Genomic DNA, 22283 nt, shown 5'->3' with positions numbered 1-22283 from the left:
GCGATTTCCCTGAAGCACCGCATGCGCAGGTTTTACGACGGCTTCGCCGCCGGACGCAGCCTCGCGGGCTCGGCAGCTGCTACATGTTTGTGGTGGCGCTGAGTTTTACTTCGCTGGCGCAGGCCTTCGATCTGCAACAGCTCAGCGATCAACTGGCCAAACCCGATGTGATCCACGGCAGCTTTGTCCAGGAAAAACACCTGCGCGCCCTGCCCCAGCCGCTGACCAGCAAGGGCACCTTCGTTCTGGCAAAAAACCATGGCCTGCTCTGGCTGCTGAAAACCCCGCTGCAACAGGACTACCGCATCAGCGACAAAGGCATTGCCCGGCGTGATGCCAGCGGCTGGCAAATGCTGCCGAACAAGAGTGCCGGCGCCGAACAGAACCGCTTGTTCCTCGCGGTGCTGCAAGGCGACAGCAGCGGCCTGCAACGGGATTTCGAGCTTTCGCTGAGCGGCGATGCACAGCGCTGGGAGCTGACCCTGACCCCGCGCTCGATGCTGCTCAAGCAGGTGTTCAATCAGATCAACATTGACGGCGGCGAGCTGGTGCATAGCATCGAGCTGCTCGAAACCCAGGGAGACCGAACCCTGTTGCGCATGCAGGACAGCACCAGCGCACAACCATTGAGCGATGCGGAGCAACATGACTTTGCCGAGTGAACGGATGCTGCCGCGGCTGTTTCTGATCCTGCTGCTGGCGGTGCTCGCGCTCGCCGGCTGGCAATGGCGTGACGGTGCACCGCTGTCGGCCAACCTGATGGAACTGGTACCAGGCACCGCGCCGGACGCGCTGGAACTGCGCGCCGAACAACGCATGCAAGAACCGCTGAACCGGGAAATGCTGGTACTGGTCGGCCATAAAGACCGCCAGCAAGCCATCGCCATGGCGCAAAAACTCGGCGAGCAATGGCAGGCCAGCGGCGTCTTCGAAAAGGTCCAGTGGACCCTGCAAGCCGACTTGCCCGCATTGCGCAGCCAATTGCTGCAAGGCCGACTGGCGATGCTGTCCGCGGCCGACCGGCAGCAACTCATTGAACACCCTGACGCCTTTATCCAGCAACGGGTACAAGCCCTGTTCGACCCGTTCACCGGCTTCAGCCTGGTGCCGAGCCAGGACGACTGGCTCGGCCTGACCGGGCGCATCCAGAACAGCCAGCCACAACACGGCTCGGTGCAACTGGACATCGGCAGCGGTACGCTGGTTGCCGATGCCGACGGTAAGAGTTGGGTGATGCTGCGGGCGCGAACCGCCGGCAACGCGTTCGATATGAACCTGCCGCTGCAAGTGGCTGACCTGCTCCAACACAGTCGCGAAGAAGCCGCCCAAGCAGATGTGCAACTGCTCGCCGCCAGTGGCTTGCTGTATGCCGCCAGCGGTCAACGGCAAGCCGCGCGCGAAATGACCTGGGTCGGCGGCGGCGCCACGGTCGGGATTCTGTTGCTGCTGTTGCTGGCCTTCCGGCGCTGGCGGGTGTTGTTGGCATTCGTCCCGGTGCTGGTGGGCATGCTGTTCGGTGCGGTGGCCTGCGTGGCGCTGTTCGGCCACATGCATGTGATGACGCTGGTGCTGGGCTCAAGCCTGATCGGCGTGGCGGTGGATTACCCGCTGCATTACCTCTCGAAAAGCTGGAGCCTGAAACCCTGGCATAGCTGGCCGGCGTTACGCCTGACCCTGCCGGGGCTGACCCTGAGCCTGATCACCAGTTGCATCGGCTACCTGGCCCTGGCCTGGACGCCGTTCCCGGCCCTGACCCAAATTGCCGTGTTCTCCGCCGCCGGCCTGCTTGGCGCCTACCTGTCGGCAGTGTGCCTGTTGCCGGCGCTTCTCAAGGGCGTGGATCTGCGGCCAGCACAGTGGCCGATGCGCATCGCCGAGAAGTTGCTGGAGCTGCGAGAATCGCTGCTGAAATACTTGCGCACGCCGGTCCTGCTGGCACTGCTGATCGCCTTCTGTGTCGGCGGTCTGTTGCAGTTGCAGAGCAAAAACGATATCCGCCAATGGGTCGGCACACCGCAGCAACTGACTGACGAAGCCCAGACCATCGCACGCATCACCGGCTATCAACCTACCAGCCAGTTTTTCCTGGTGCGCGCGGCCAATCAGCAGGCGTTGCTTGAACGCCTGACGGCACTGAGCGAGCGTCTGGATCAACTGGTCAATCTGGAAAAACTTCAGGGCTATCTATCGCTCAATCAACTGGTCAGCCAGCCAAGCGAACAGCGCAAAGTGCGTGAAGCACTGAACAAGCTGCCGCAGTTCTGGCAACCGTTGCTCGACCTCGGCGTGCCGGCCGCCGCGTTGCAGGCTGAGTTGGCAACGTTGCAGGCGCTGCCCACCGAAGACATCGACACAGCGCTGGCCGGCCCATTGGCCGAGCCCTACCGCACCCTGTGGCTGGGGCCGACCGATGACGGCGTGGCGGCGATGGTCAGCCTGCAAGGCTTGAACAATCCCACGCTGTTGCGGGTTCAGGCGCTGGACTTGCCGGGTGTGGAACTGGTGGATCGCCTCGGCGAACTGAACCAGGTTTTCGCCGCCACTCAAATCAGCGCCGCTGAATTGAAACTCGCCTCCTGCGTGTTGATCGTGCTGGTGCTGATCCTGCCATTCGGTTTCGGTGGCGCGCTGCGAATCGTCTCCCTGCCGCTGCTGGCGGCCCTGTGCAGCCTGGCAAGCCTCGGTTGGCTCGGTCAGCCGCTGACATTGTTCAGCTTGTTCGGCCTGTTGCTGGTGACGGCGATCAGCGTCGATTACGCGATCCTCATGCGCGAACAGATCGGCGGCGCCGCGGCGAGTCTGCTGGGCACCTTGCTGGCAGCGGTGACCACTTGGCTGTCGTTTGGCCTGTTGGCGGTGTCCAGCACGCCAGCGGTGAGCAACTTCGGCCTGTCGGTGAGCCTCGGCCTGGCGTTCAGTTTCATCCTGGCGCCGTGGGCCGGACGCCAAGTCCATGCCGCCCCAGTTACGGAGCCGGCAGCATGATGGTCGCGGTGTTCTGGATGATGGCCCTGGTGTTGTTCGCCGTGGCCACTCGTATCGGTCGTCATTTCGGTCTGATTCCGATCGTCAGCCAGTTGCTGCTGGCGACCTTCGGCCTGCCGTTGCTGATGTATTTCTGGATCGAACCGGGCTGGCAACTGAGCGGTGCCGACCTGATCTCGCCGGGCTGGCTGAAGAACCTCTACAGCCTGAGCTTTGCCTTGCTGCTGGGGCACATTCTCAGCGACGTGATCGACCTGCGGCTGGAACGCCAGAGCCTGAAAATCGCCCTGCCGAGTTTCTGTATTCCGTTCGCCTGCGGGCTGGCGACAGCGTTCTGGCTGTTGCCGCCACAGCCGTGGATCAGTTCGCTGGCGGTCGGTCTGCTGTTCGCCATCACCGCAATTCCGGTGTTGTATCTGTACCTGCGACACATCAACTACCCGCCCGCCGCCACCCGGCGTCTGGTGCAAACCGCGATCCTGATCGACCTGACCTGCTGGACCCTGTTCGCGTTCGCCCAGGGCAGCCTGCACCTGAGTAGCCTTTTGTTGCCGCTGGCCGGCGCCTGTCTGCCGTTGTTGCTGCGCCTGCTCGGGTTGCGCCAACCGTTGCTGCACAGCGGCTGCTTCTTCGCGCTGCTGGTGGTCGCCGAACACTTCAAACTCAATGCGCTGATTTTCGGTATCGGCTATCTGCTGTGCATGGCCGCGCTCAAGGTGCCATTGGTGCTGCCATTGTCGGCGGCGTGGATGAGCCGTTTGCAGACCTGGATCGCCATCCCGCTGATCCTCACGTTCGGCATCGTGCAGATCAACGTGCATAGCGCGATAACCAGCCTCGGCTGGGTGCAACTGGCCGCGCTCCTGCTGTTGCCGATCGCCAGCAAACTGTTGGGCAACTGGCTGGGCCTCGGCTGGGCTGGCGCCTCGTTTGAAGGTGCCAGCCGCTGGCGGGAAAGCCTTTTACTGAATATTCGCGGCTTGAGCGAGATCGTCTTTCTCAACCTGCTGCTGCAACAACAGCTCATCAGCCCGGCGCTGTACTTCGCGCTGATGTTGATGGGCCTGATCGCAACCCTGCTGCCGGCGCTCGCCGGCATGCACCGAATCCCTTTGAACATCGCCGCCCCGGCAAGGAGCACCCGTGCCAACAGTTGAAATGGAACGTCGTCAGGTACTGGTGATCGGCGCCGGCCCCTCGGGCGCCATCGCCGCCGCGCTGCTCAAGCGTAAAGGCCATGATGTGCTGATGATCGAGCGCCAGCATTTCCCACGGTTTTCCATCGGTGAAAGCCTGCTGTCCCACTGCCTGGATTTCGTCGAAGAAGCCGGCATGCTCGAGGCGGTCAATGCGGCTGGTTTCCAGCGCAAAAACGGCGCAGCGTTCGCTTGGGGCGATCAGTACAGCACCTTCGATTTCGGCGACACGTTCACCAATGGCAAGCCGACGACGTTCCAGGTCCAGCGCGCCGACTTCGACAAGCTGCTGGCCGATCAGGCTGAGCTGCAAGGTGTCGAAGTCCGTTATGGCGAAGCCATCGTCAGCGCCGATTTCAGCCTGGCGAAACCGCAGCTCGACGTACTTCGCGAAGACGGTAGCCAATACCGCGTCGAAGCCGGCTTCGTGCTCGATGCCAGTGGCTACGGCCGCGTGCTGCCGCGTTTGCTCGACCTTGAAGCACCGTCGAATTTCCCGGTGCGCCAGGCCGTGTTCACCCACGTCGAAGACTGTATCGACAGCCCGGCTTTCGACCGGCAGAAAATCCTCATCACCACCCATCCGACCCAGCGCGATATCTGGTTCTGGACCATCCCGTTCAGCAACGGCCGTTGCTCGGTGGGCGTGGTGGCAGCCGCCGAACACTTCAAAGGCCGCACCGAGAATCTGGACGACTGCCTGCGCGGCTTCATTGCTGAAACCCCAAGCCTGGCCGCTGTGCTGAACAATGCCGTGTGGGACACGCCCGCGCGAACCATCGGTGGCTACTCGGCCAACGTCAAAACTCTGCATGGCCCAGGTTTCGCCCTGTTGGGCAATGCGGCGGAATTTCTCGACCCGGTGTTCTCTTCCGGTGTGACCATCGCCATGCGGTCGGCGAGCATGGCCGCCGGGGTGCTGCACCGCCAACTGCAAGGTGAAAGCGTCGACTGGCAGACCGAGTTCGCCGAACCGCTCAAGCGCGGCGTCGACACCTTCCGTTGCTACGTCGAGGGCTGGTACGCCGGGACCTTTCAGGATGTGATTTTCTATCAGGGCGGCGCAGCGGAAATCCGCCGCATGATCAGCTCGATCCTCGCGGGTTACGCCTGGGATGAGCGCAACCCGTTCGTCAGCGAACCCAAACGTCGGCTGCGGATGATTTCGGACCTGTGCGCACAGGACCCGACATGAGTTACTTGAGCGACAACTACGTCGAAGAAACCCGTTTCGGTTTCTGGTTTCTGCGCAGTCACACCTGGCAGCACCATGTATTGCGAGTGGCGATCAATGATCTGCGCGACCTGTTCAGCGCGCCATTGCCCGCCAACCCGGTATTGCTGGATGCCGGTTGCGGCCAGGGCAAGTCGTTCCAGTACCTGCGCCAGACCTTCGCGCCTCAACGCCTGATCGGGCTGGATGCCGATCCTCACAGCCTGAACCTGAGCGGTGAAGAAGCGACTCGTCAGGGCATGGATGTAGAACTGATCGGCAGTGACTGCGCGAGCATCAACGTGCCGGACGCCAGCGTCGATCTGCTGTTCTGTCATCAGACCTTCCATCACCTTGTCGAGCAGGACCGGGCCCTGGCCGAGTTCTATCGGGTGCTAAAACCGGGCGGCTATTTGCTGTTCGCCGAGTCCACCGAGGCTTACATTGATACGTGGGTGATTCGCTGGCTGTTCCGCCACCCGATGCACGTGCAGAAGAGCGCCGCCGGTTACCTGGACATGATTCGTCGGCAGGGTTTTGAATTCGGCCCGCAGAATGTGTCTTACCCTTACTTGTGGTGGAGTCGCGCCAAGGATTTCGGCCTGCTCGAACGCTTCGGCTTGCGCCAGCCAAAACCCTTTGGCCAACGGGAAGAAACCCTGGTCAATGTAGTCGCGCGCAAGCCTCTTGAAGGGTGTGCCTGATGATCCGTTTCCTGCTTCTGGGTTGTGTCCTGTTGCTGAGCGCCTGCGCCAGCCAGGCACCGCTGCCCGAGCGAACCCCGAACCTGGCGTTGCCGCTGCAACTGCACATCGAACGGCAGATGGCCGAACAGCGTCAGGACTGGCTGCTGGTGATCCAGCGTGAAGGCCCGGGCATTCGCTGGTCGATGATGGACCCTTTGGGGATTCCCGTGGCACGGCAGAAACTGATCGATGGCCAATGGCAGGCCGACGGCCTGCTGCCGCCCAATCCGGAAGCCCGGGAGCTGTTCGCTGCCTTATTGTTTGCGTTGACCCCTGCGGGCGAGTTGCATCGCAACTATCCCGCCGCCCGGCAGGATGGCGGGCAACGATCCTTGTCACCACGCTGGAACATCCGCTATTCACAACCACTGAGCTTTGAATTGAACGTATCCCAAGGCCCGCACTATCGCGTCACTCCGTTAGGCGAGCACACGCCATGACAGCTTATCTGAACGCCCTCGGGGTGATCTGCGCCCTGGGCCGCGACAAGCAGGAAGTCGCCCGCAACCTGTTTGCCGGCGATTGCTCGGGCATGCGCAGCGAGGCCGGCTGGGTCGTGGAACGCTCGCTGCCGGTCGCGGCGGTGCGCGGTGAGCTGGCGCCGATTCCGCCTGAGCTGGCCCATCAAAGCAGTCGCAACAATCAATTGCTGCTGGAGGCTGCGCTGCAAATTCGCGAAGACATCGAGCAAGCAATCCAGACCTACGGCCGCGACCGTATCGGCGTCATTCTGGGCACCAGCACCTCGGGCATTCACGAGGCCAGCAGCGGTCTGGCCCATTACATCCGCGAGCATCAGTTCCCCGCCGACTATGACTATCAGCAACAGGAACTCGGCGCACCGGCGACATTTCTCGCCGACTGGCTGCAATTGAGCGGCCCGGCCTATGTGATTTCCACCGCCTGCACCTCCAGCGCCCGCGCGCTGATGAGCGCCCAACGACTGCTCGACCTGGGCATGTGCGACGCCGTGTTGTGCGGCGGTGTCGACAGTTTGTGCAAGCTGACCCTCAACGGTTTCTCGGCCCTGGAAGCGGTGTCCGAGCAGCGCTGCAATCCGTTTTCGGTCAACCGCAATGGCATCAATATCGGCGAAGCGGCGGTGCTGTTTCTGATGAGCAAAAACGCCGGCAACCGCCAACCGATTGCCCTGCTCGGCAGCGGTGCCAGCTCCGATGCACACCATATTTCCGCGCCGGAACCGACCGGCCGTGGCGCCCTGCAAGCGATGCGCAAAGCCTTGAGCCGCGCAGGCCTGCAACCGCAGCAGATCGGTTACCTGAACCTGCACGGCACCGCCACCCAACACAACGACGCCATGGAAAGCCTGGCCGTGACGACGCTATTCCCGCAAGGCGTGCCCTGCTCATCGACCAAACCGATGACCGGTCATACCCTCGGCGCTGCCGGTGCCCTGGAAGCGGCGTTCTGCTGGTTGAGCCTGAGCGTGGACAACCGCGAGCACGCCCTGCCGCCCCACGTCTGGGACGGCCAGCCCGACCCCGAATTGCCGGCCCTGCACTGGGTGACCCCGACTGACCACCTGACGTCCATTGCACCTCGCTACCTGATGAGCAATTCCTTTGCCTTCGGTGGCAATAACGTCAGCCTGATTATCGGAGACGCCCCATGATTGCCTGGCCGCTCGCCGAACTGCTGCCGCATGCCGGCGACATGATCCTCATCGAGCAGATCCTGTCGTTCGATGACGAGCAGATTCACACCCGACTCACCGTCAAACCCGGCGGCCTGTTCAATCGCCCCGACGGCAGCCTGCCGGCCTGGGTCGGTATCGAGCTGATGGCCCAGAGCGTCGCCGCGTACGCCGGCTGCCATGCGCGCCAGAAAGGCAATGCGGTGGAGTTGGGTTTCCTGCTCGGCACCCGTAAATTCGAATGCAATGTGGAACACTTCCCCGCCGGTACCGAGTTGACCATCCATGGAATACGCTCGCTGGAAGACGACAACGGCATGGGTGTGTTCGAATGCCACCTCACCGCCCCCGGCATCCACGCCACCGCCCGGCTGAACGTGTTTCGCCCGCCTCAGGCCGCGCACTATCTTCAAGAACCCCAAGGAGTCGAGTGATGACTGAATCCGTACTGGTCACCGGCTCCAGCCGTGGTATTGGCCGCGCTATCGCGTTGCGTCTGGCCCGGGCCGGGCATGACATCGTGCTGCACTGCCGCAGCGGCCTTGCGGACGCCGAAGCCGTCAAGGCCGAAGTCGAGGCTCTGGGCCGCAACGCGCGCATCCTGCAATTTGACGTGTCCGACCGTGCCCGTTGCAAAGCTATTCTCGAAGCCGATGTCGAAACCCACGGCGCCTATTATGGCGTGGTACTCAACGCCGGCCTGACCCGCGACGGTGCTTTTCCGGCCCTGAGCGAGGAGGATTGGGATCTGGTGATGCGCACCAACCTCGACGGTTTCTACAATGTGCTGCACCCAGTAATGATGCCGATGATCCGTCGTCGCGCCGCCGGGCGGATTGTCTGCATCACCTCTGTTTCCGGCCTGATCGGCAATCGCGGGCAAGTCAATTACAGCGCGTCCAAGGCCGGTTTGATCGGCGCAGCCAAGGCGTTGGCGATCGAACTGGGCAAGCGCAAAATTACCGTCAACTGTGTCGCACCCGGCCTGATCGACACGGCGATGCTCGATGAAAATGTGCCGGTGGAAGAACTGATGAAAATGATCCCCGCACAACGCATGGGCACCCCTGAAGAAGTAGCCGGTGCAGTTAATTTCCTGATGTCGGCGGAAGCGTCGTACATCACCCGGCAGGTTCTGGCCGTCAATGGAGGCCTGTGCTGATGAAGCGCGTCGTCGTCACCGGCATGGCCGGCATCACCTCACTGGGCAGCGACTGGGACACCATCGCCGGCAACTTCGCCGCCAATCGCAGCGGCATCCGCCGCATGGACGAGTGGGATCGTTTTACCGAACTCAGCACGCGCCTGGCCGGGCCGATCGATGACTTCAAAGTGCCGGGCCACTGGACCCGCAAACAACTGCGCAGCATGGGCCGCGTCTCGCGGCTCGCTGTTGGTGCTGCTGAGCAAGCGTTGGCGGACGCCGGGCTGCTGGGTGACGAGTCGATCAAGGACGGGCGCATGGGCGTCTCCTGCGGTTCGTCCACCGGCAGCACCGACGAGATCAAGGCGTTCGGCAACATGCTGCTCAACTCGGTGGCCGAAGGCTTGAACGCCAACTCCTACGTGCGGATGATGCCGCACACCACAGCGGCCAATGTCAGCATCTTCTTCGGCCTCACCGGCAGGCTGATCCCCACCTCCAGCGCCTGCACCAGCGGCAGCCAGGGCATCGGTTATGCCTATGAATCGATCAAGTTCGGCCGCCTGCCGCTGATGCTCGCCGGCGGCGCCGAAGAGCTGTGCCCGACCGAAGCCATGGTGTTCGATGCGCTCTACGCCACCAGCCTGAAAAACGACGCCCCGCAAACCAGCCCTCGCCCCTACGACACCGGCCGCGATGGCCTGGTGATCGGTGAAGGCGGCGGCATGCTGGTGCTCGAAGAGCTCGAACACGCCCTGGCACGCGGCGCACATATCCATGCCGAGATCGTCGGTTTCGGCAGCAACGCCGACGGCCAGCACGCCACCCGTCCGGAGCAGCTCACCATGCGCCGGGCCATGGAGCTGGCGCTGGAAGACGCCGGGCTGCAGCCTTCCGACATCGGCTACGTGAACGGTCACGGCACCGCTACAGAACAGGGCGACATTGCCGAAACACTGGCCACCAGTGCGTTGTTCGGCGAACACATGCCAATCAGTTCGCAGAAGAGTTTCCTCGGCCACACCCTGGGAGCCTGCGGCGCGCTGGAGTCCTGGTTCAGCATCGAAATGATGAACCGCGATGTGTATGTGCACACCTTCAACCTCGACGAGGTCGATCCCCAGTGCGGCAAGCTCGACTACCTGCGCGGTGAATTCCGGCAGATGAGCAATGAGTACGTGATGAACAACAATTTCGCTTTTGGTGGGGTCAACACCTCGTTGATTTTCCGCCGCTGGTCGTAATCGAATAACTCAGGGTCAAGGAGACCTTCATGCACTTCAAGAAACTCGCTGCCGCCACCCTGCTGATCTGCGCATTGCCGAGCATCAGCCAGGCCCGTGACACCGCGGTGTATCTGCCTTTTGACAAAGCAGTCGCCGAAGCCACCCGCGCCGGCAAAATCGATGGCAGCGTGAAGTTCTACCTGGCAGGCAATACACCGACTGGCAACGTCACCGTCCTCAGCACCGGCGCCGTAACCAACAAGAAAACCAACGCCTTCAACAAGTCTGACGAAGTGGCCTGCGAATGGGTCGCGCAATCGGCAATCATCAGCCTGCACCAGGCCGCGAAGAACGCCGGTGCCAACGCCGTGACCAACATCGTCAGCTTCTACAAGAAAAATGAGCGCAAGGATGCCAAGACCTATGAGTGCCACGCTGGGGCGCTCATGGCGGGCGTTGCGCTGAAAGGGGATTTGGCGAAGGTTCAGTAACTCAAGACACGTACCTGTGTGCTGGTGAAGCCTGGTTCAGTCTGGTTCTACCTGAGGTGCACGGGGCTCCCCTTCCAACGCCGTTGCGCCCTCGAACTCTGTCTGCAGTAGCGCCAAGAACGCCTCCCGAGCGGGATGTCGACCTGAGTTTTCATGCCAGTAAAACAGGTTGTCGATACTCGTCAGTTCCGGGAATTCGTATCCTTGCCACCCTGCACTGTGACGGTATTGCTCATAGATCCCGCGAGGTACCAGCGAAACGCCAGCACCCGCACTGACACAGCCAACTATGGCGCCATAGCTTGCGATGCTGACGATCGGCAGCACCTGTCCATGGCGCAATAGCCACTGCTCTAGCGCGAAGCGGTACGGACAGCCCGGTGGCCATATGAATATTTCCTTACCTTGCAGATCTGCCGCCTTGCGTAAAGGCCCATGGGACGCGGACGCGATGAGGATTAAATCTTCACGGTAGATCACTGCACGCTTGAGGCCGGGGTGTTCAATGTTCACTGCCACGATCACCCCATCAAGTCGGTGATGCTGAGTATCGTCCAGCAGTTGAGCCCAAGTGCCGGTGCTCAACTCCAGCGATACCTGCGGGTACAGCTCATGGTACTTGGCCAATAACCGGGGCAGCCGTCCCGTAGCACTAGATTCAATGGCGCCAATGCGCAGAGGACCGCCAGGCGTATTGGTGGGCGCTACCGCGCGCCGAGCCTCATCGGCCAAACCCAGGATTTTCGTCGCGTAATCAAGAAATACCTCTCCAGCAGGCGTGATTCGCAACCCTCGGCCGTCGCGGAAAAACAGCGGCGTGCCGAGCTCCCGCTCCAGGGACTTGAGCCGTGCGGTGATATTGGACGGTACGCAGTGCAGCAACTCGGCGGCGCGCGCGATGCTGCCAAGATCGTAAACCGTCTTGAACATGCGCAGTTGGGACAATTCCATGGCTCACCCAGAGTGAATGGATGGATCAGTTTAAGTCACTTGTAGTGAGGCCGTGTGTTTTTGATACTTCAATTAGCGCGCGTTGCACTGACGCCGTAGCCCTTCATATCCCTCGATGAGCAGGAGTTTCTATGGAGTTAGTTGAACGAAAAATCCAGTCCCTCGCCGAAAGTGTGTTCACCCATAAAGCATTGGATAACGCATTCTACCAACGATGGATGGGTGGCTCCCTTCCCCTCGCTGACGTTGAGGTGTTTGCTCGAAATTATCTGGCCCGTACCACGCAGACCTCTCGTATGGTTGCTCTGTCATTTATGGGCACTGACGACCTATACGCTCAGGTCGAAATCGTCAAAAACCTGTACTCCGAGATGGGCTACGGCAATCCGGAAAAAGCCCACCTCGCCTTGCTGGAAAGTTATCTGATCGACCTTCTCAGCCGTCTCGCTGATCGGCCTTACAGCATGGACGAACTCATGGCCCTGCCTGTGCTGGACAGCACCTGCACGTTTAGTCGCGAACAATTGAGTCTTTATACCGACGGTGGCCACAACAACAATCCGCGCCATGTGCTCGGCACGTTGTTGGCTCAAGAGTGGCTGGCCTATTCGATGCTCACCCGCTTGTATGAAGGGGCACGCAACTATAAACATCTGTACGTCAATAACGACGACTTTCATGAGCACTGCGAGTATTTCTACATCCACATCGGGGATGCGGAAAAAGAACACAAGATCCAGGCCGTGAAAGCCGCGACCCAGGAATGCACCACCGACCAGCACATAGAGGAAGTCAGCGCGTCGTTCAACCGTTTCCTGGACATCACCGAGCAGTACTGGAACGGTATAGCCCATGCCATGCCCAGCGTGCAAAATCGTGTTGCGTCCAGGATGACGTCTTGATGAATACAAGGCCTGGCGTAAAAATCGCTTTAGCGGCGTTTTTTGTCATCCTTTGCTGGGCCTATTCCCCCATTGGAATCCACATCGGGCTAAAGGCTTACGAGCCCGGTCATCTCGCGCTGGTGCGATTTCTCATCGCCTCAACGTTCATGGCCGGGGTCGCATTGGTGATGCGTATTTCCCTGCCTCGCCTTAAGGACCTGCCACTGCTGGCTGTGCTGGGATTCTTTGCCGTCAGCCTGCATCACATAGCTCTCAACTACGGCCAACAAGGCGTTAGCGCCGGGGCCGCCAGCGTACTGGCACAATCCACGCCGCTGTTCAGCACGTTATTGGCGCATTTCGTGTTCAAGGATCGGGTCAACGGCTGGCAATGGATCTGTGTGCTGTGCGGCCTATTCGGTGCCGCTGTGGTAGTCACCGGGGACCGTGGCTTTGGTGAACTGGACGCGCACGGGCTGCTGATCCTGCTGGCGGCGTTGTCCTGGAGTCTGTATTTCGCCTTGCAAAAACACCACTCCCATCGTTATGACGGGCTGACGATGGTGTGTTACACCATTTGGTCGGGCACGGTACTGCTCCTTGTGTATGTCCCGGGCCTGTGGAGCGAAGCGCAAAACGCCTCAACTTCAGTCAACTTGGCGGTGCTCATTCTGGGCATTTTCCCCAGCGCCCTTGCGTACCTCGCCTGGGCATATGTACTGGCGCATAGCAACGTGAGCCGCGCATCCATTTCGCTTTACCTGATACCGCCCACAGCCATGTTGATGGCCTCGTTGGTTCTGAGTGAACGCCCTTCAACCATGGTCATCGTCGGAACGGTCACGGTGCTGACGAGCGTACTCGCCCTCAATCTGGAACCATCGAAAGTTGCGGTTCCCGCCGACAAAGTTTGAATAGAGGTCGTGACCATCTATGAATGACACAGAAAATCCGACTCTGGCCTATGAACACCATGTGCTGATCTGCACCAACTTGCGCCCCGATGGTCGCCGTAGTTGCTCGGGCTCCGGCGCACATGAACTACTCAGCGCAGCAAAACGCAAGCTCGCCAAAATGGGGGAGCCTGGAACATCGCGCGCCAACGCATCGGGCTGCCTGGGCCGCTGCGACCACGGCCCGATCATGGTGATTTACCCAGCTAATCTGTGGTTCTCGTGCAAGACGCCGCAAGAGGTTGAACGCATTCTCAATCAACACCTCTTCCGTCCCGATAAGCAATTGTGTCCCAAGGGGCTTAAGCGGGAATCCACATAATGACTTGGACAGATGAAGACATGCGCATCGCCCAATGGATGTTGGCCGAATACCATAAACAAGACTATCTATCGCAAGCCTTTGCCGCGCGGGAGATCCGTCTGATGTTCGGCGAAGTTCACGTGTACCAAAATCGCCACGGCAACTGGGCCGTGAACAAGCCGATCCTCGAAGCCTTCAAAGCACTGACTGCTGAGTACGTGGTATGGAGCCGAAGTTTTCAACTATGGAGGCAAAGAACCGCACAAGATCCGGCAGGCATACGCGTGAGCCGCTGACATGAAATCCCGATGGATACCATGCTGCGGGATTCATGCCCCTGCCAACCCCCGCCCCCTGTAGGAGTTGCCGAAGGCTGCGATCTTTTGATCTTGATTGCCAGCCACTCCGACGCAACCATGGCCGGGGTTGCGTCGAAAGGGAATCTGGCGAAGGTTCAGTAAGACCTTGAGTTCAATGCCAACCTATTGAGGAGGACGAGCCGAAGCGCTCGTCCTGTGGCGAGCGAGCTTGCTCGCGCAGGGCTGCGCAGCGGCCCCCAAATCCTGACGTCACTGAAGATTTTGTGAGCGCTACGCACTCAAGCGGGAGCAAGCTCCCTCGCCACAATGACGAAGGGCGCCTTTCGAGGCGCCCTTTTTTCAAATATAAATCCACGAAAACGGACTCTCCACACCTCCACTCCAGCAAAGAAATGAAACAAAGGAAAGCGGAGCACCTCATTTCGGAAACGTCCCACAGCGAGACCTTAAGTTTCGCGATAGGGTCGATACCCCAGCGACATGTCAGGGTATTCCAAGGATGAAAAACATGAATAGAAAAGCGGTGATCGTTTTTAGTGGTGGCCAAGATTCAACAACCTGCTTGATCCACGCATTGCAAACTTATGATGAAATACACTGCATAACGTTCGACTATGGACAGCGCCATCGCGCAGAAATTGAAGTGGCGCAACAGCTTTCGGCAAAGCTTGGCGTGACAGTTCACAAGGTTTTCGACACTTCATTATTAAATGAGTTAGCGATCAGCAGCCTTACCCGCGACAACATCCCAGTACCAATTTCTGCCAGCTCAGGGGAGAGCCTGCCAAACACTTTCGTACCTGGCCGGAATATTCTGTTTTTAACGCTTGCTTCTATTTATGCCTATCAAGTGGGTGCCGAGGCTGTAATCACAGGCGTTTGTGAAACCGACTTTTCAGGCTATCCGGATTGCAGGGATGAATTCATCAAGGCTATGAACAAAGCCGTTGAATTGGGGATGGACTATAAATTACGAATTGAAACCCCACTTATGTGGTTAAACAAGGCAGAAACCTGGGCGCTGGCCGACCACTACAAACAGCTAGACTTAATTCGCCACCATACCCTGTCGTGTTACAACGGTATAAAGGGAAGTGGTTGCACCCAATGTGATGCGTGCAAACTTCGCGCAAACGGATTAGATGGGTTCATGAAAAACAAAATAGAAACGATGACCAGTCTAAAAGCAAAAATCTAAAGAAGAAGTACGCTACAAGGGGAGCTATTAGTTCCCCTTCATTTTCCGTTATGCCGTCGAAACCGCAGCCACATATTTTTTAAATAAGTGCCTTGCCCCATAGGCAGGCAAAATATTAAAAACAGCAAAGCACATCTTTATAGCTATCTGAATATAAATTATGTCTAGTATCTCATTACTCTGCATCGTCCCATAAAACGCAACAGTGCAAAAAATAAAGCTATCTACTATCACAGCAAAAAAGGTACTTAAAAACACTCGAAGAAATAGAAACCTGGAATTTGTGAGTTCTTTTATCTTGCATAACAAATAAGAATTGAAGTACTCAGAAAAAAAATGAAATAGACGAAGCGATCAAAACTGAAGATACATGAGTCATGACCTCGCTAAACGGAGCATCAAGTTTCCAACCTGGCAGTCCAGGTAGATAGCTAGTAGTGCTAAGCAACACAATAATTAACGCATTACTTGAAAAAGCAAATAGTATGGCCTTCTTCGCTAGCTTAAACCCATAAGACTCATTTAGCAGATCGACTATTAAAAATGTTAGCGGGTATAGAAAAACCCCAGGAGTGACGACCACATCAAATCGCTCAAGATAAACAAGCTTCGTGGCAGCTACATTTGAAAAAATGTAAAGCGCGAAAAGCAAAAGATTGAGTACAACATAAGTCAGCCAAGATCGCTCATGACGATCATTGACTTCGTATGCAGTTAATGCCGCCCCACCGGAATAAAATTTCCTGTAAACATCCTTAATCTCGACCTTGCTCAAATTGTCTAATATCTCGCTTTTCAACAGCTCGTTCAGTTTTACTCGAAGAATTTTCCCTGTAGAGATCACCATGATTACAGCGAGACTCTTGTTGCTCTCAAACCCAAGAAGCTTGTACTTACTATTCTCAGCAGCGTCATCCATTGAATCGTTGCTCCAGTACGTCCCCTACAATACAAAAAACATCAGAATCAAAACACGCACCACTAACTATATATAAAATTCCCGTTCTCTTTTCATACACCAACTTCTCCCTGACACTGTTCGACAAACCTTTCTTTACTATCAACAAATCTCCTGACTCATAAAAACCCGGAATATCTTTTTCTAATAAGACACCGATTACGTTGCAGGCTGATCCGAAATAGTAAGTAAGCGGGTAAGTGGCAGCCAGCTCACCGATTCTTTTTTCCAGACTCTTAATCAACAGATTCTCTTTAACCACCGGAACAGCCGCCGGATTCATATTCCCCAGCAGCGAAACGTCACTCTCAATTATTTCCTTTTCTTCAAAATTTACTGTCTCTATCTCTTTGTAGGACACACCAAAAAAATCAGAAATCTTGCGAATTGTAGATCGTTGAACATTCACCACCCTCCCTTCCAGTATGTTATATATCGTAGTCCGGGTCAGCCCACTGGAATTACACAAGGACAGCTGTGTTTCTCCGCGACTTCTTATCAGATACTTAATATTATTTTTTAAATTTTCTGTTTTTTCTTTCTTATGCATTAAATATTTACCATGTACTCATGCCTTCAGCACTACGCTGGCGTTTCGCTATGAACCCAGCATCCTACAGAATTAGGCCTTATACAAAATCAATATCACAAAAACCCTAAACAATCATTAGATAATATTTCACCCTCAGCACCAAGACAAACTCACCGTTGATATCTGTCACCACGCACAACGAAACTTCCCACATATATTTCTTACAGCACCACCCTACAAAATTCACCTGACAAGAAATGAATCATTTAATTGCGCAGATGTTCATTTATTTGATTAATTAAATAGAATTTTCTGGTAATAAATCTACCGCTCCACTCCCCTTTGTACGCCGACAACCAAACTTGGCTTGTGCATGGGCTCAGTGGTTTCTTAAATCTTGAAGGGAATTCCAATATGAAAAAGATCCCCCCTACCCCCTCGGATTCGCAAAATCCATCAACCGACGACACCGTCGATTTATCCAAGCTCTCCCAAATCACCGAACGCCGCGTCAGCGCCCGTCTGCGCAATCCGGGCCAACCCGACCCTGTCAGTCACCTCTTCACCATCGTCCCGAAGGCCGACACGGAATCTTTGCTCTGTCACGCCTGCGAAACCCTTGCCTCGCTGAATGTCATGACCACCGATCTCGCCGGCGAACTGGAAAGCTCGCGCCGCAATGTGGCACTGGCCATTCAGCAGTTGGCCGTACTGGCCGAGTTATTGGTTAATCGAGCGCTAGACAACCTGGACTTGCCCGGAGGGTTGCCTGAGGCTCCGTCAAACAGCCCACGCTGAGTAGTCCCGTTCTGTTATCAAATGGAGGTTTTTTGTCATGGATCGATACATGCCTATCACCGGCATCGACTGCACCATCGCATCGTTGGTGATCGACACCGAAGCACCACTGGACGTGTTGCACGAAACCGCGGCCTACCGCATTCGTACCGCGACCCAACTGCTGGAAAGTTTCGCGTTTAGCGAGGGCGTTTACAGCGAGCTGGCACGGGTATTGGTGACGTCACTGCGCGATGGTTGCGATTTGATGGATGTCATCGGGCGACGATTGCAGGTGCAGGTCTCGGTGTAGTGCCTGGGAAAAAAACGGGTGACCTCACTGGGGTCACCCGTAATTACGGCTTCAGAGGCTCAACCTTACGCGTCAACAACTCCACAAACGCCTTGGCCATCGGCGACTTCTGATCCTTGCGCTGCACCAGCCACACTGCCGACACCGCTTCCGGATCCAGCAACGGGCGGTAGACCACGCCATCAATACGCATCCGCTGATACGACGCCGGCAGTACCGACACCCCCAAACCTGCCGCCACCAGCCCGATGATGGTCATCGCCTCGCCAGCCTCTTGCGCGAAGTGCGGGCTGAAGCCGGCATCACGGGCCAGGCTGAGCAATTGTGCGTACAGACCACTGCCATAGCTGCGTGGGAAAAATACGAATGGTTCGAGGGCTAGCGCCGAGAGGAATAAACCTTCTTCGCTGCCATTCACCAGCGGATGCTTGGAGCTAAGCACCGCCACCAGTGGCTCGCGCATCAGTTCCACCACGCTGAGCGACTCCGGCAGCCCAAGCGGCCGCATGATGCCGACTTCGATCGACTCATCAACCAGTGCATCGGCCACTTGGGTGCTGCTCATTTCCCGCAGGTTCAGGTGCACTGCCGGGAAGCGCTGGCGAAACGAGAAAATCGCTTGGGGAATGGTCGAGTTGAACGGTGCCGACGAAGTGAAGCCGATCTTCAACTCACCCAGTTCACCGAGTTGTGCCCGCCGTGCAACATCGGCCGCTTTGTCGACCTGAGCCAGCACCAACCGCGCCTCTTCCAGAAACAACCGCCCCGCCTCACTGAGCTCGACCCGACGATTGGTACGCTCGAAAAGCCGCGCGCCGACCTCCTGCTCCAGCGCCTGAATCTGCTGGCTCAGCGGCGGTTGCGAGATGCCCAGCACTTGGGCGGCGCGGCCGAAATGCAATTCTTCGGCGACGGCAATGAAGTAGCGCAGGTGACGCAATTCCATGTGAACTCCATTAGGTCGCTAAACCTATCAAACAGGTCGAACAATATATTGGATAGAAACATTAGCCGGCTATATGATTTTTCCATTGCCTGACCGGGCTGCGCCCTCCGAGGTTCGAAGTGAAAACTGCTGTCGCCCCACTCGCCCATGAAATTCCGCCCACTGCGCTGGATGATGTCGTCGCCGAGCGAAGCGAGATCTACATCGAAAAAGGCACGCCGCTGTTCATGCGCACGGTGCTGGCGTTGTTCTCGGGCGGCTTCGCGACCTTCGCCCTGCTGTATTGCGTGCAGCCGATGATGCCGCTGCTGTCCCGCGAATTTTCCATCAACGCAGCCCAGAGCAGCCTGATCCTGTCGGTCGCCACCGGCATGCTCGCCATCGGCTTGCTGATCACCGGCCCCATCTCTGATCGCATCGGGCGTAAACCGGTGATGGTCGCCGCGCTGTTCGCCGCCGCGCTCTGCACCATGGCCAGCGCAATGATCCCGAGCTGGCAAGGCGTACTGGTGATGCGGGCACTGGTGGGCCTGTCGTTGAGCGGTCTGGCGGCGGTGGCGATGACTTACCTGAGCGAAGAAATCCATCCGCAGCACCTTGGCCTGGCCATGGGCTTGTACATCGGAGGCAACGCTATTGGCGGCATGTGTGGGCGGTTGATCGTCGGGGTATTGATCGACTTCGTCAGCTGGCACACGGCGATGCTGGTCATCGGTGGCCTGGCGCTGATTGCCGCAGCGGTGTTCTGGAAGATTCTTCCCGAGTCGCGCAACTTCCGCGCCCGCTCGTTGCATCCGCGCAGCCTGCTCGACGGCTTCACCATGCACTTTCGCGATGCCGGCCTACCACTGCTGTTCCTTGAGGCGTTCGTGCTGATGGGCGCGTTCGTCACGCTGTTCAACTACATCGGCTATCGCTTGCTGGCCGAGCCGTACCATATGGACCAGGCGTTCGTCGGGCTGCTCTCAGTGGTGTACCTGTCGGGCATCTACAGCTCGGCAAAAATCGGCGCCCTGGCCGACCAGCTCGGCCGGCGCAAAGTGCTCTGGGCAACCATCGTGCTGATGATCGCTGGCCTCGCCCTGACCATGCTCACGCCGTTGCCGGTGGTGATCATTGGCATGCTGATCTTCACCTTTGGCTTCTTCGGCGCGCATTCAGTGGCCAGTAGCTGGATTGGTCGCCGAGCGATCAAGGCCAGAGGACAGGCGTCGTCGCTGTACCTGTTCAGCTATTACGCCGGGTCGAGTATCGCGGGTACAGCGGGCGGCGTGGCCTGGCACTTGGGTGGCTGGAACGGGACCGGGTTGTTTATTGGCGGGTTGTTGGTGATTGCGCTGTTGGTGGCATTGAAGCTGGCGAAGTTGCCGCCGTTGGGCGATGTGAAGGCTTGACACAAAACCTTGTGGGAGCGGGCTTGCTCGCGAAAGCGGTGGATCAGTCGACATCGATGTTGAATGTTCAACCGCTTTCGCGAGCAAGCCCGCTCCCACATTGACCGAGTACTACCTGATGTCTCATACAAAAACGCCCGGCAAAGCCGGGCGTTTTTTATTGGGCCACGATCACTCGTGATACTGCGCCGACAGTTCATGCACCGCGCGCAGGAAGGCGCCAGCATGTTCTGGGTCAACTTCCGGGGTGATGCCATGACCGAGGTTGAACACGTGGCCGCTGCCCTTGCCGTAGCTGGCGAGAATGCGACCAACTTCGGCGCGGATGGCTTCTGGCTTGGCGTAGAGCACGGTCGGGTCCATGTTGCCTTGCAGGGCGACTTTGTTGCCGACGCGCTGGCGGGCTTCACCAATGTCGCAGGTCCAGTCCAGGCCCAGCGCATCCGCGCCAGCGTCAGCGATGCTTTCCAGCCACAGGCCACCGTTCTTGGTGAACAGGATGACCGGAACTTTGCGGCCTTCGTGCTCGCGGATCAGGCCGCTGACGATTTTGCGCATGTAGGCCAGGGAGAATTCCTGGTAAGCCGCTGCGGAGAGGTTACCGCCCCAGGTGTCGAAGATCTGCACCGCTTGCGCGCCGGCCATGATCTGGCCGTTGAGGTACGAAGTGACCGACTGTGCGAGCTTATCCAGCAGCAAATGCATGGCTTGCGGGTTGTCGTAGAGCATGGCTTTGGTCTTGCGGAAGTCTTTCGACGAGCCGCCTTCGACCATGTAGGTCGCCAACGTCCATGGGCTGCCGGAGAAGCCGATGAGGGGCACGCGGCCGTTCAGTTCGCGACGGATGGTGCTGACCGCATCCATGACGTAGCCGAGGTCTTTGTGCGGATCAGGAATCGGCAGGGCTTCGATGTCGGCCAGGGTGCTGATGACTTTCTTGAAGCGCGGACCTTCACCGGTCTCGAAGTACAGGCCCTGGCCCATGGCATCCGGGATGGTGAGGATGTCGGAGAACAGGATCGCCGCGTCCAGTTGCGGATAGCGGTCGAGCGGCTGCATCGTGACTTCGCAAGCGAACGCCGGGTTCATGCACAGGCTCATGAAGTCACCGGCCTTGGCACGGCTGGCGCGGTATTCAGGCAGGTAGCGACCGGCCTGACGCATCATCCACACAGGGGTGACGTCTACGGGTTGCTTGAGCAGGGCGCGAAGGAAACGGTCGTTCTTCAGGGCAGTCATGTCGGCATCCGGAAAAAAAGTGCGGGCATTTTCTCAGAGCCGGGCGCAAAAGGCACGGCAAGAGCCGCTCCTTTTGTCTATCGGGTCAATTTGTCGCGGTGGAACACTGTCTTCGCAACACCACAAAACGACTGTGGGAGCGGGCTTGCTCGCGAATGCGGTGAGTCAGTCGACATCAATATTGACTGTTACACCGCCTTCGCGAGCAAGCCCGCTCCCACATTTGATCGCATTCCAGTTTTGGAAAGTGATCAGACCCCCAAGTAATCCAGGATCCCTTCAGCGGCATTGCGGCCTTCGAAGATCGCCGTTACCACCAGGTCGGAACCGCGCACCATGTCGCCACCGGCGAAGATTTTCGGGTTGCTGGTCTGGTGTTTGTACTGGCCTTGTTCCGGCGCCACGACGCGGCCCTGGCTGTCGGTCTGGATGCTGAGCTGCTCGAACCACGACGCCGGGCTTGGACGGAAACCGAATGCGATGACCACGGCGTCGGCCGGGATGATCTCTTCGGAACCCGGGATCGGCTCGGGGCTACGACGGCCACGGGCGTCCGGTTCGCCGAGACGGGTCTCGACCACTTTCACGCCTTCGACACGGTCTTCACCGACGATCGCGATCGGCTGGCGGTTGTAGAGGAATTTCACGCCTTCTTCCTTGGCGTTCTTCACCTCTTTGCGCGAGCCCGGCATGTTCGCTTCGTCACGACGATAGGCACAGGTCACCGCTTTGGCGCCCTGGCGGATCGAAGTGCGGTTGCAGTCCATCGCCGTGTCGCCGCCACCCAGTACCACGACCTTCTTGCCTTTCATGTCGACGAAATCTTCCGGCGACTTTTCAAAGCCCAGGTTGCGGTTGA

At 58.2% G+C, this 22283-nt stretch carries 24 protein-coding genes and 1 pseudogene; 19 read left to right on the top strand and 6 right to left on the bottom strand.

From position 1 onward, the window contains the following. The first annotated feature begins 83 nt into the window (after positions 1-83). The 11 genes from ACIPLA_RS10105 to ACIPLA_RS10055 are packed head-to-tail and all read left to right on the top strand — an operon-like array spanning position 84 to position 10655. Complete coding sequence (locus ACIPLA_RS10105; protein ID WP_401173073.1) at positions 84-662, top strand: outer membrane lipoprotein carrier protein LolA; 579 nt, start codon at positions 84-86, stop codon at positions 660-662. Further along, positions 646-2985: an MMPL family transporter gene (locus ACIPLA_RS10100; RefSeq protein WP_401173050.1), complete on the top strand. Its 2340-nt coding sequence runs from the start codon at positions 646-648 to the stop codon at positions 2983-2985. The genes ACIPLA_RS10105 and ACIPLA_RS10100 overlap by 17 nt, the downstream gene beginning before the upstream one ends. Further along, positions 2982-4142, top strand: a complete 1161-nt coding sequence (locus ACIPLA_RS10095; RefSeq protein ID WP_401173049.1) for a sodium:proton antiporter — start codon at positions 2982-2984, stop codon at positions 4140-4142. The genes ACIPLA_RS10100 and ACIPLA_RS10095 overlap by 4 nt, the downstream gene beginning before the upstream one ends. After that, complete coding sequence (locus ACIPLA_RS10090; RefSeq protein ID WP_401173048.1) at positions 4129-5376, top strand: NAD(P)/FAD-dependent oxidoreductase; 1248 nt, start codon at positions 4129-4131, stop codon at positions 5374-5376. Before ACIPLA_RS10095 ends, ACIPLA_RS10090 begins: the two co-directional genes overlap by 14 nt. Beyond that, positions 5373-6098, top strand: coding sequence for a class I SAM-dependent methyltransferase (locus tag ACIPLA_RS10085; RefSeq protein ID WP_123499914.1), 726 nt, complete (start codon positions 5373-5375; stop codon positions 6096-6098). The genes ACIPLA_RS10090 and ACIPLA_RS10085 overlap by 4 nt, the downstream gene beginning before the upstream one ends. Further along, entirely contained in the window at positions 6098-6580 is a 483-nt protein-coding gene (locus ACIPLA_RS10080) for a hypothetical protein (protein WP_401173047.1), read from the top strand. Before ACIPLA_RS10085 ends, ACIPLA_RS10080 begins: the two co-directional genes overlap by 1 nt. Next, a complete protein-coding gene (locus ACIPLA_RS10075) occupies positions 6577-7773 on the top strand; it encodes a beta-ketoacyl-[acyl-carrier-protein] synthase family protein (RefSeq protein WP_401173046.1) in 1197 nt (398 codons plus the stop codon). Before ACIPLA_RS10080 ends, ACIPLA_RS10075 begins: the two co-directional genes overlap by 4 nt. Then, entirely contained in the window at positions 7770-8228 is a 459-nt protein-coding gene (locus ACIPLA_RS10070; RefSeq protein WP_123499920.1) for a hotdog family protein, read from the top strand. Before ACIPLA_RS10075 ends, ACIPLA_RS10070 begins: the two co-directional genes overlap by 4 nt. After that, on the top strand, positions 8228-8956 hold the full coding sequence (gene fabG, locus ACIPLA_RS10065; RefSeq protein WP_192346773.1) for a 3-oxoacyl-ACP reductase FabG: 729 nt from the start codon (positions 8228-8230) through the stop codon (positions 8954-8956). Before ACIPLA_RS10070 ends, fabG begins: the two co-directional genes overlap by 1 nt. Then, complete coding sequence (locus ACIPLA_RS10060; RefSeq protein ID WP_401173045.1) at positions 8956-10182, top strand: beta-ketoacyl-ACP synthase; 1227 nt, start codon at positions 8956-8958, stop codon at positions 10180-10182. Before fabG ends, ACIPLA_RS10060 begins: the two co-directional genes overlap by 1 nt. Positions 10183-10211: 29 nt before the next feature. Beyond that, complete coding sequence (locus tag ACIPLA_RS10055; protein WP_218397057.1) at positions 10212-10655, top strand: excinuclease; 444 nt, start codon at positions 10212-10214, stop codon at positions 10653-10655. 36 nt (positions 10656-10691) lie between these two features. Here ACIPLA_RS10055 and ACIPLA_RS10050 read toward each other — a convergent pair whose 3' ends face one another. Then, a complete protein-coding gene (locus tag ACIPLA_RS10050; protein WP_401173044.1) occupies positions 10692-11606 on the bottom strand; it encodes a LysR family transcriptional regulator in 915 nt (304 codons plus the stop codon). 131 nt (positions 11607-11737) lie between these two features. Here ACIPLA_RS10050 and ACIPLA_RS10045 point away from each other — a divergent pair, with 131 nt between their 5' ends. The 5 genes from ACIPLA_RS10045 to queC all read left to right on the top strand — a co-directional run bounded on the left by ACIPLA_RS10045 (position 11738) and on the right by queC (position 15265). Next, entirely contained in the window at positions 11738-12508 is a 771-nt protein-coding gene (locus ACIPLA_RS10045; protein WP_401173043.1) for an iron-containing redox enzyme family protein, read from the top strand. Further along, positions 12508-13404 carry a DMT family transporter gene (locus tag ACIPLA_RS10040; protein WP_401173042.1) on the top strand — a complete coding sequence of 299 codons (897 nt, stop codon included), beginning with the start codon at positions 12508-12510 and terminating at the stop codon, positions 13402-13404. The genes ACIPLA_RS10045 and ACIPLA_RS10040 overlap by 1 nt, the downstream gene beginning before the upstream one ends. 19 nt (positions 13405-13423) lie before the next feature. Further along, a complete protein-coding gene (locus tag ACIPLA_RS10035; protein ID WP_401173041.1) occupies positions 13424-13765 on the top strand; it encodes a (2Fe-2S) ferredoxin domain-containing protein in 342 nt (113 codons plus the stop codon). Beyond that, entirely contained in the window at positions 13765-14043 is a 279-nt protein-coding gene (locus ACIPLA_RS10030; protein ID WP_401173040.1) for a DUF6953 family protein, read from the top strand. Before ACIPLA_RS10035 ends, ACIPLA_RS10030 begins: the two co-directional genes overlap by 1 nt. Positions 14044-14575: 532 nt before the next feature. After that, entirely contained in the window at positions 14576-15265 is a 690-nt protein-coding gene (gene queC / locus ACIPLA_RS10025; RefSeq protein WP_401173039.1) for a 7-cyano-7-deazaguanine synthase QueC, read from the top strand. Between the two features lie 48 nt (positions 15266-15313). Here queC and ACIPLA_RS10020 read toward each other — a convergent pair. Together ACIPLA_RS10020 and ACIPLA_RS10015 are read right to left on the bottom strand one after the other, a co-directional pair. Further along, a pseudogene (locus tag ACIPLA_RS10020) lies at positions 15314-16184 on the bottom strand (queuosine precursor transporter). Next, positions 16177-16773: a helix-turn-helix transcriptional regulator gene (locus ACIPLA_RS10015; RefSeq protein WP_401173038.1), complete on the bottom strand. Its 597-nt coding sequence runs from the start codon at positions 16771-16773 to the stop codon at positions 16177-16179. The pseudogene ACIPLA_RS10020 and the gene ACIPLA_RS10015 overlap by 8 nt, the downstream one beginning before the upstream one ends. 396 nt (positions 16774-17169) lie before the next feature. On the opposite strand from ACIPLA_RS10015, the gene ACIPLA_RS10010 reads away from it, so the two are divergent. Further along, positions 17170-17553 (top strand): DUF6124 family protein, encoded by a 384-nt coding sequence (locus tag ACIPLA_RS10010; protein ID WP_401173037.1) that lies wholly within the window; start codon positions 17170-17172, stop codon positions 17551-17553. 37 nt (positions 17554-17590) lie between these two features. Beyond that, positions 17591-17845 (top strand): hypothetical protein, encoded by a 255-nt coding sequence (locus ACIPLA_RS10005; RefSeq protein ID WP_008009183.1) that lies wholly within the window; start codon positions 17591-17593, stop codon positions 17843-17845. A gap of 43 nt (positions 17846-17888) precedes the next feature. Here the strand turns inward: ACIPLA_RS10005 and ACIPLA_RS10000 are convergent, their stop codons facing one another. Further along, positions 17889-18791 carry a LysR substrate-binding domain-containing protein gene (locus ACIPLA_RS10000; protein ID WP_401173036.1) on the bottom strand — a complete coding sequence of 301 codons (903 nt, stop codon included), beginning with the start codon at positions 18789-18791 and terminating at the stop codon, positions 17889-17891. Between the two features lie 152 nt (positions 18792-18943). Between ACIPLA_RS10000 and ACIPLA_RS09995 the strand changes: the two genes are divergently transcribed. Further along, positions 18944-20185, top strand: a complete 1242-nt coding sequence (locus ACIPLA_RS09995; RefSeq protein WP_401173072.1) for an MFS transporter — start codon at positions 18944-18946, stop codon at positions 20183-20185. Positions 20186-20356: 171 nt separating this feature from the next. On the opposite strand, the gene hemE is transcribed toward ACIPLA_RS09995, so the two are convergent. Then, the gene (hemE, locus tag ACIPLA_RS09990) at positions 20357-21424 is read right to left on the bottom strand and encodes a uroporphyrinogen decarboxylase (RefSeq protein ID WP_008067641.1); all 1068 of its coding nucleotides are present in this window, start codon (positions 21422-21424) and stop codon (positions 20357-20359) included. Positions 21425-21675: 251 nt separating this feature from the next. After that, positions 21676-22283 (bottom strand): FAD-dependent oxidoreductase (locus ACIPLA_RS09985; protein ID WP_401173035.1); only part of this gene is annotated, 608 nt, incomplete at its 5' end.

This window comes from Pseudomonas sp. NPDC086112, from assembly GCF_044746425.1.
GTDB lineage: Bacteria > Pseudomonadota > Gammaproteobacteria > Pseudomonadales > Pseudomonadaceae > Aquipseudomonas.
Note: the sequence above shows the minus strand (reverse complement) of the source record. Positions and strands in the feature narration are given on the sequence as shown.

Excerpts from the sequence above, each read along its gene's own strand:
- ACIPLA_RS10045 (WP_401173043.1), top strand. The coding sequence starts at position 11,738 with ATGGAGTTAGTTGAACGAAAAATCCAGTCCCTCGCCGAAAGTGTGTTC.
- ACIPLA_RS10070 (WP_123499920.1), top strand. The coding sequence starts at position 7,770 with ATGATTGCCTGGCCGCTCGCCGAACTGCTGCCGCATGCCGGCGACATG.
- ACIPLA_RS10060 (WP_401173045.1), top strand. The coding sequence starts at position 8,956 with ATGAAGCGCGTCGTCGTCACCGGCATGGCCGGCATCACCTCACTGGGC.
- ACIPLA_RS10095 (WP_401173049.1), top strand. The coding sequence starts at position 2,982 with ATGATGGTCGCGGTGTTCTGGATGATGGCCCTGGTGTTGTTCGCCGTG.
- ACIPLA_RS10075 (WP_401173046.1), top strand. The coding sequence starts at position 6,577 with ATGACAGCTTATCTGAACGCCCTCGGGGTGATCTGCGCCCTGGGCCGC.
- ACIPLA_RS10015 (WP_401173038.1), bottom strand. The coding sequence starts at position 16,773 with ATGCATAAGAAAGAAAAAACAGAAAATTTAAAAAATAATATTAAGTAT.
- hemE (WP_008067641.1), bottom strand. The coding sequence starts at position 21,424 with ATGACTGCCCTGAAGAACGACCGTTTCCTTCGCGCCCTGCTCAAGCAA.
- queC (WP_401173039.1), top strand. The coding sequence starts at position 14,576 with ATGAATAGAAAAGCGGTGATCGTTTTTAGTGGTGGCCAAGATTCAACA.
- ACIPLA_RS10085 (WP_123499914.1), top strand. The coding sequence starts at position 5,373 with ATGAGTTACTTGAGCGACAACTACGTCGAAGAAACCCGTTTCGGTTTC.
- fabG (WP_192346773.1), top strand. The coding sequence starts at position 8,228 with ATGACTGAATCCGTACTGGTCACCGGCTCCAGCCGTGGTATTGGCCGC.
- ACIPLA_RS10030 (WP_401173040.1), top strand. The coding sequence starts at position 13,765 with ATGACTTGGACAGATGAAGACATGCGCATCGCCCAATGGATGTTGGCC.
- ACIPLA_RS10100 (WP_401173050.1), top strand. The coding sequence starts at position 646 with ATGACTTTGCCGAGTGAACGGATGCTGCCGCGGCTGTTTCTGATCCTG.
- ACIPLA_RS10000 (WP_401173036.1), bottom strand. The coding sequence starts at position 18,791 with ATGGAATTGCGTCACCTGCGCTACTTCATTGCCGTCGCCGAAGAATTG.
- ACIPLA_RS10080 (WP_401173047.1), top strand. The coding sequence starts at position 6,098 with ATGATCCGTTTCCTGCTTCTGGGTTGTGTCCTGTTGCTGAGCGCCTGC.
- ACIPLA_RS10055 (WP_218397057.1), top strand. The coding sequence starts at position 10,212 with ATGCACTTCAAGAAACTCGCTGCCGCCACCCTGCTGATCTGCGCATTG.
- ACIPLA_RS10005 (WP_008009183.1), top strand. The coding sequence starts at position 17,591 with ATGGATCGATACATGCCTATCACCGGCATCGACTGCACCATCGCATCG.
- ACIPLA_RS10105 (WP_401173073.1), top strand. The coding sequence starts at position 84 with ATGTTTGTGGTGGCGCTGAGTTTTACTTCGCTGGCGCAGGCCTTCGAT.
- ACIPLA_RS10050 (WP_401173044.1), bottom strand. The coding sequence starts at position 11,606 with ATGGAATTGTCCCAACTGCGCATGTTCAAGACGGTTTACGATCTTGGC.
- ACIPLA_RS10035 (WP_401173041.1), top strand. The coding sequence starts at position 13,424 with ATGAATGACACAGAAAATCCGACTCTGGCCTATGAACACCATGTGCTG.
- ACIPLA_RS10040 (WP_401173042.1), top strand. The coding sequence starts at position 12,508 with ATGAATACAAGGCCTGGCGTAAAAATCGCTTTAGCGGCGTTTTTTGTC.
- ACIPLA_RS10010 (WP_401173037.1), top strand. The coding sequence starts at position 17,170 with ATGAAAAAGATCCCCCCTACCCCCTCGGATTCGCAAAATCCATCAACC.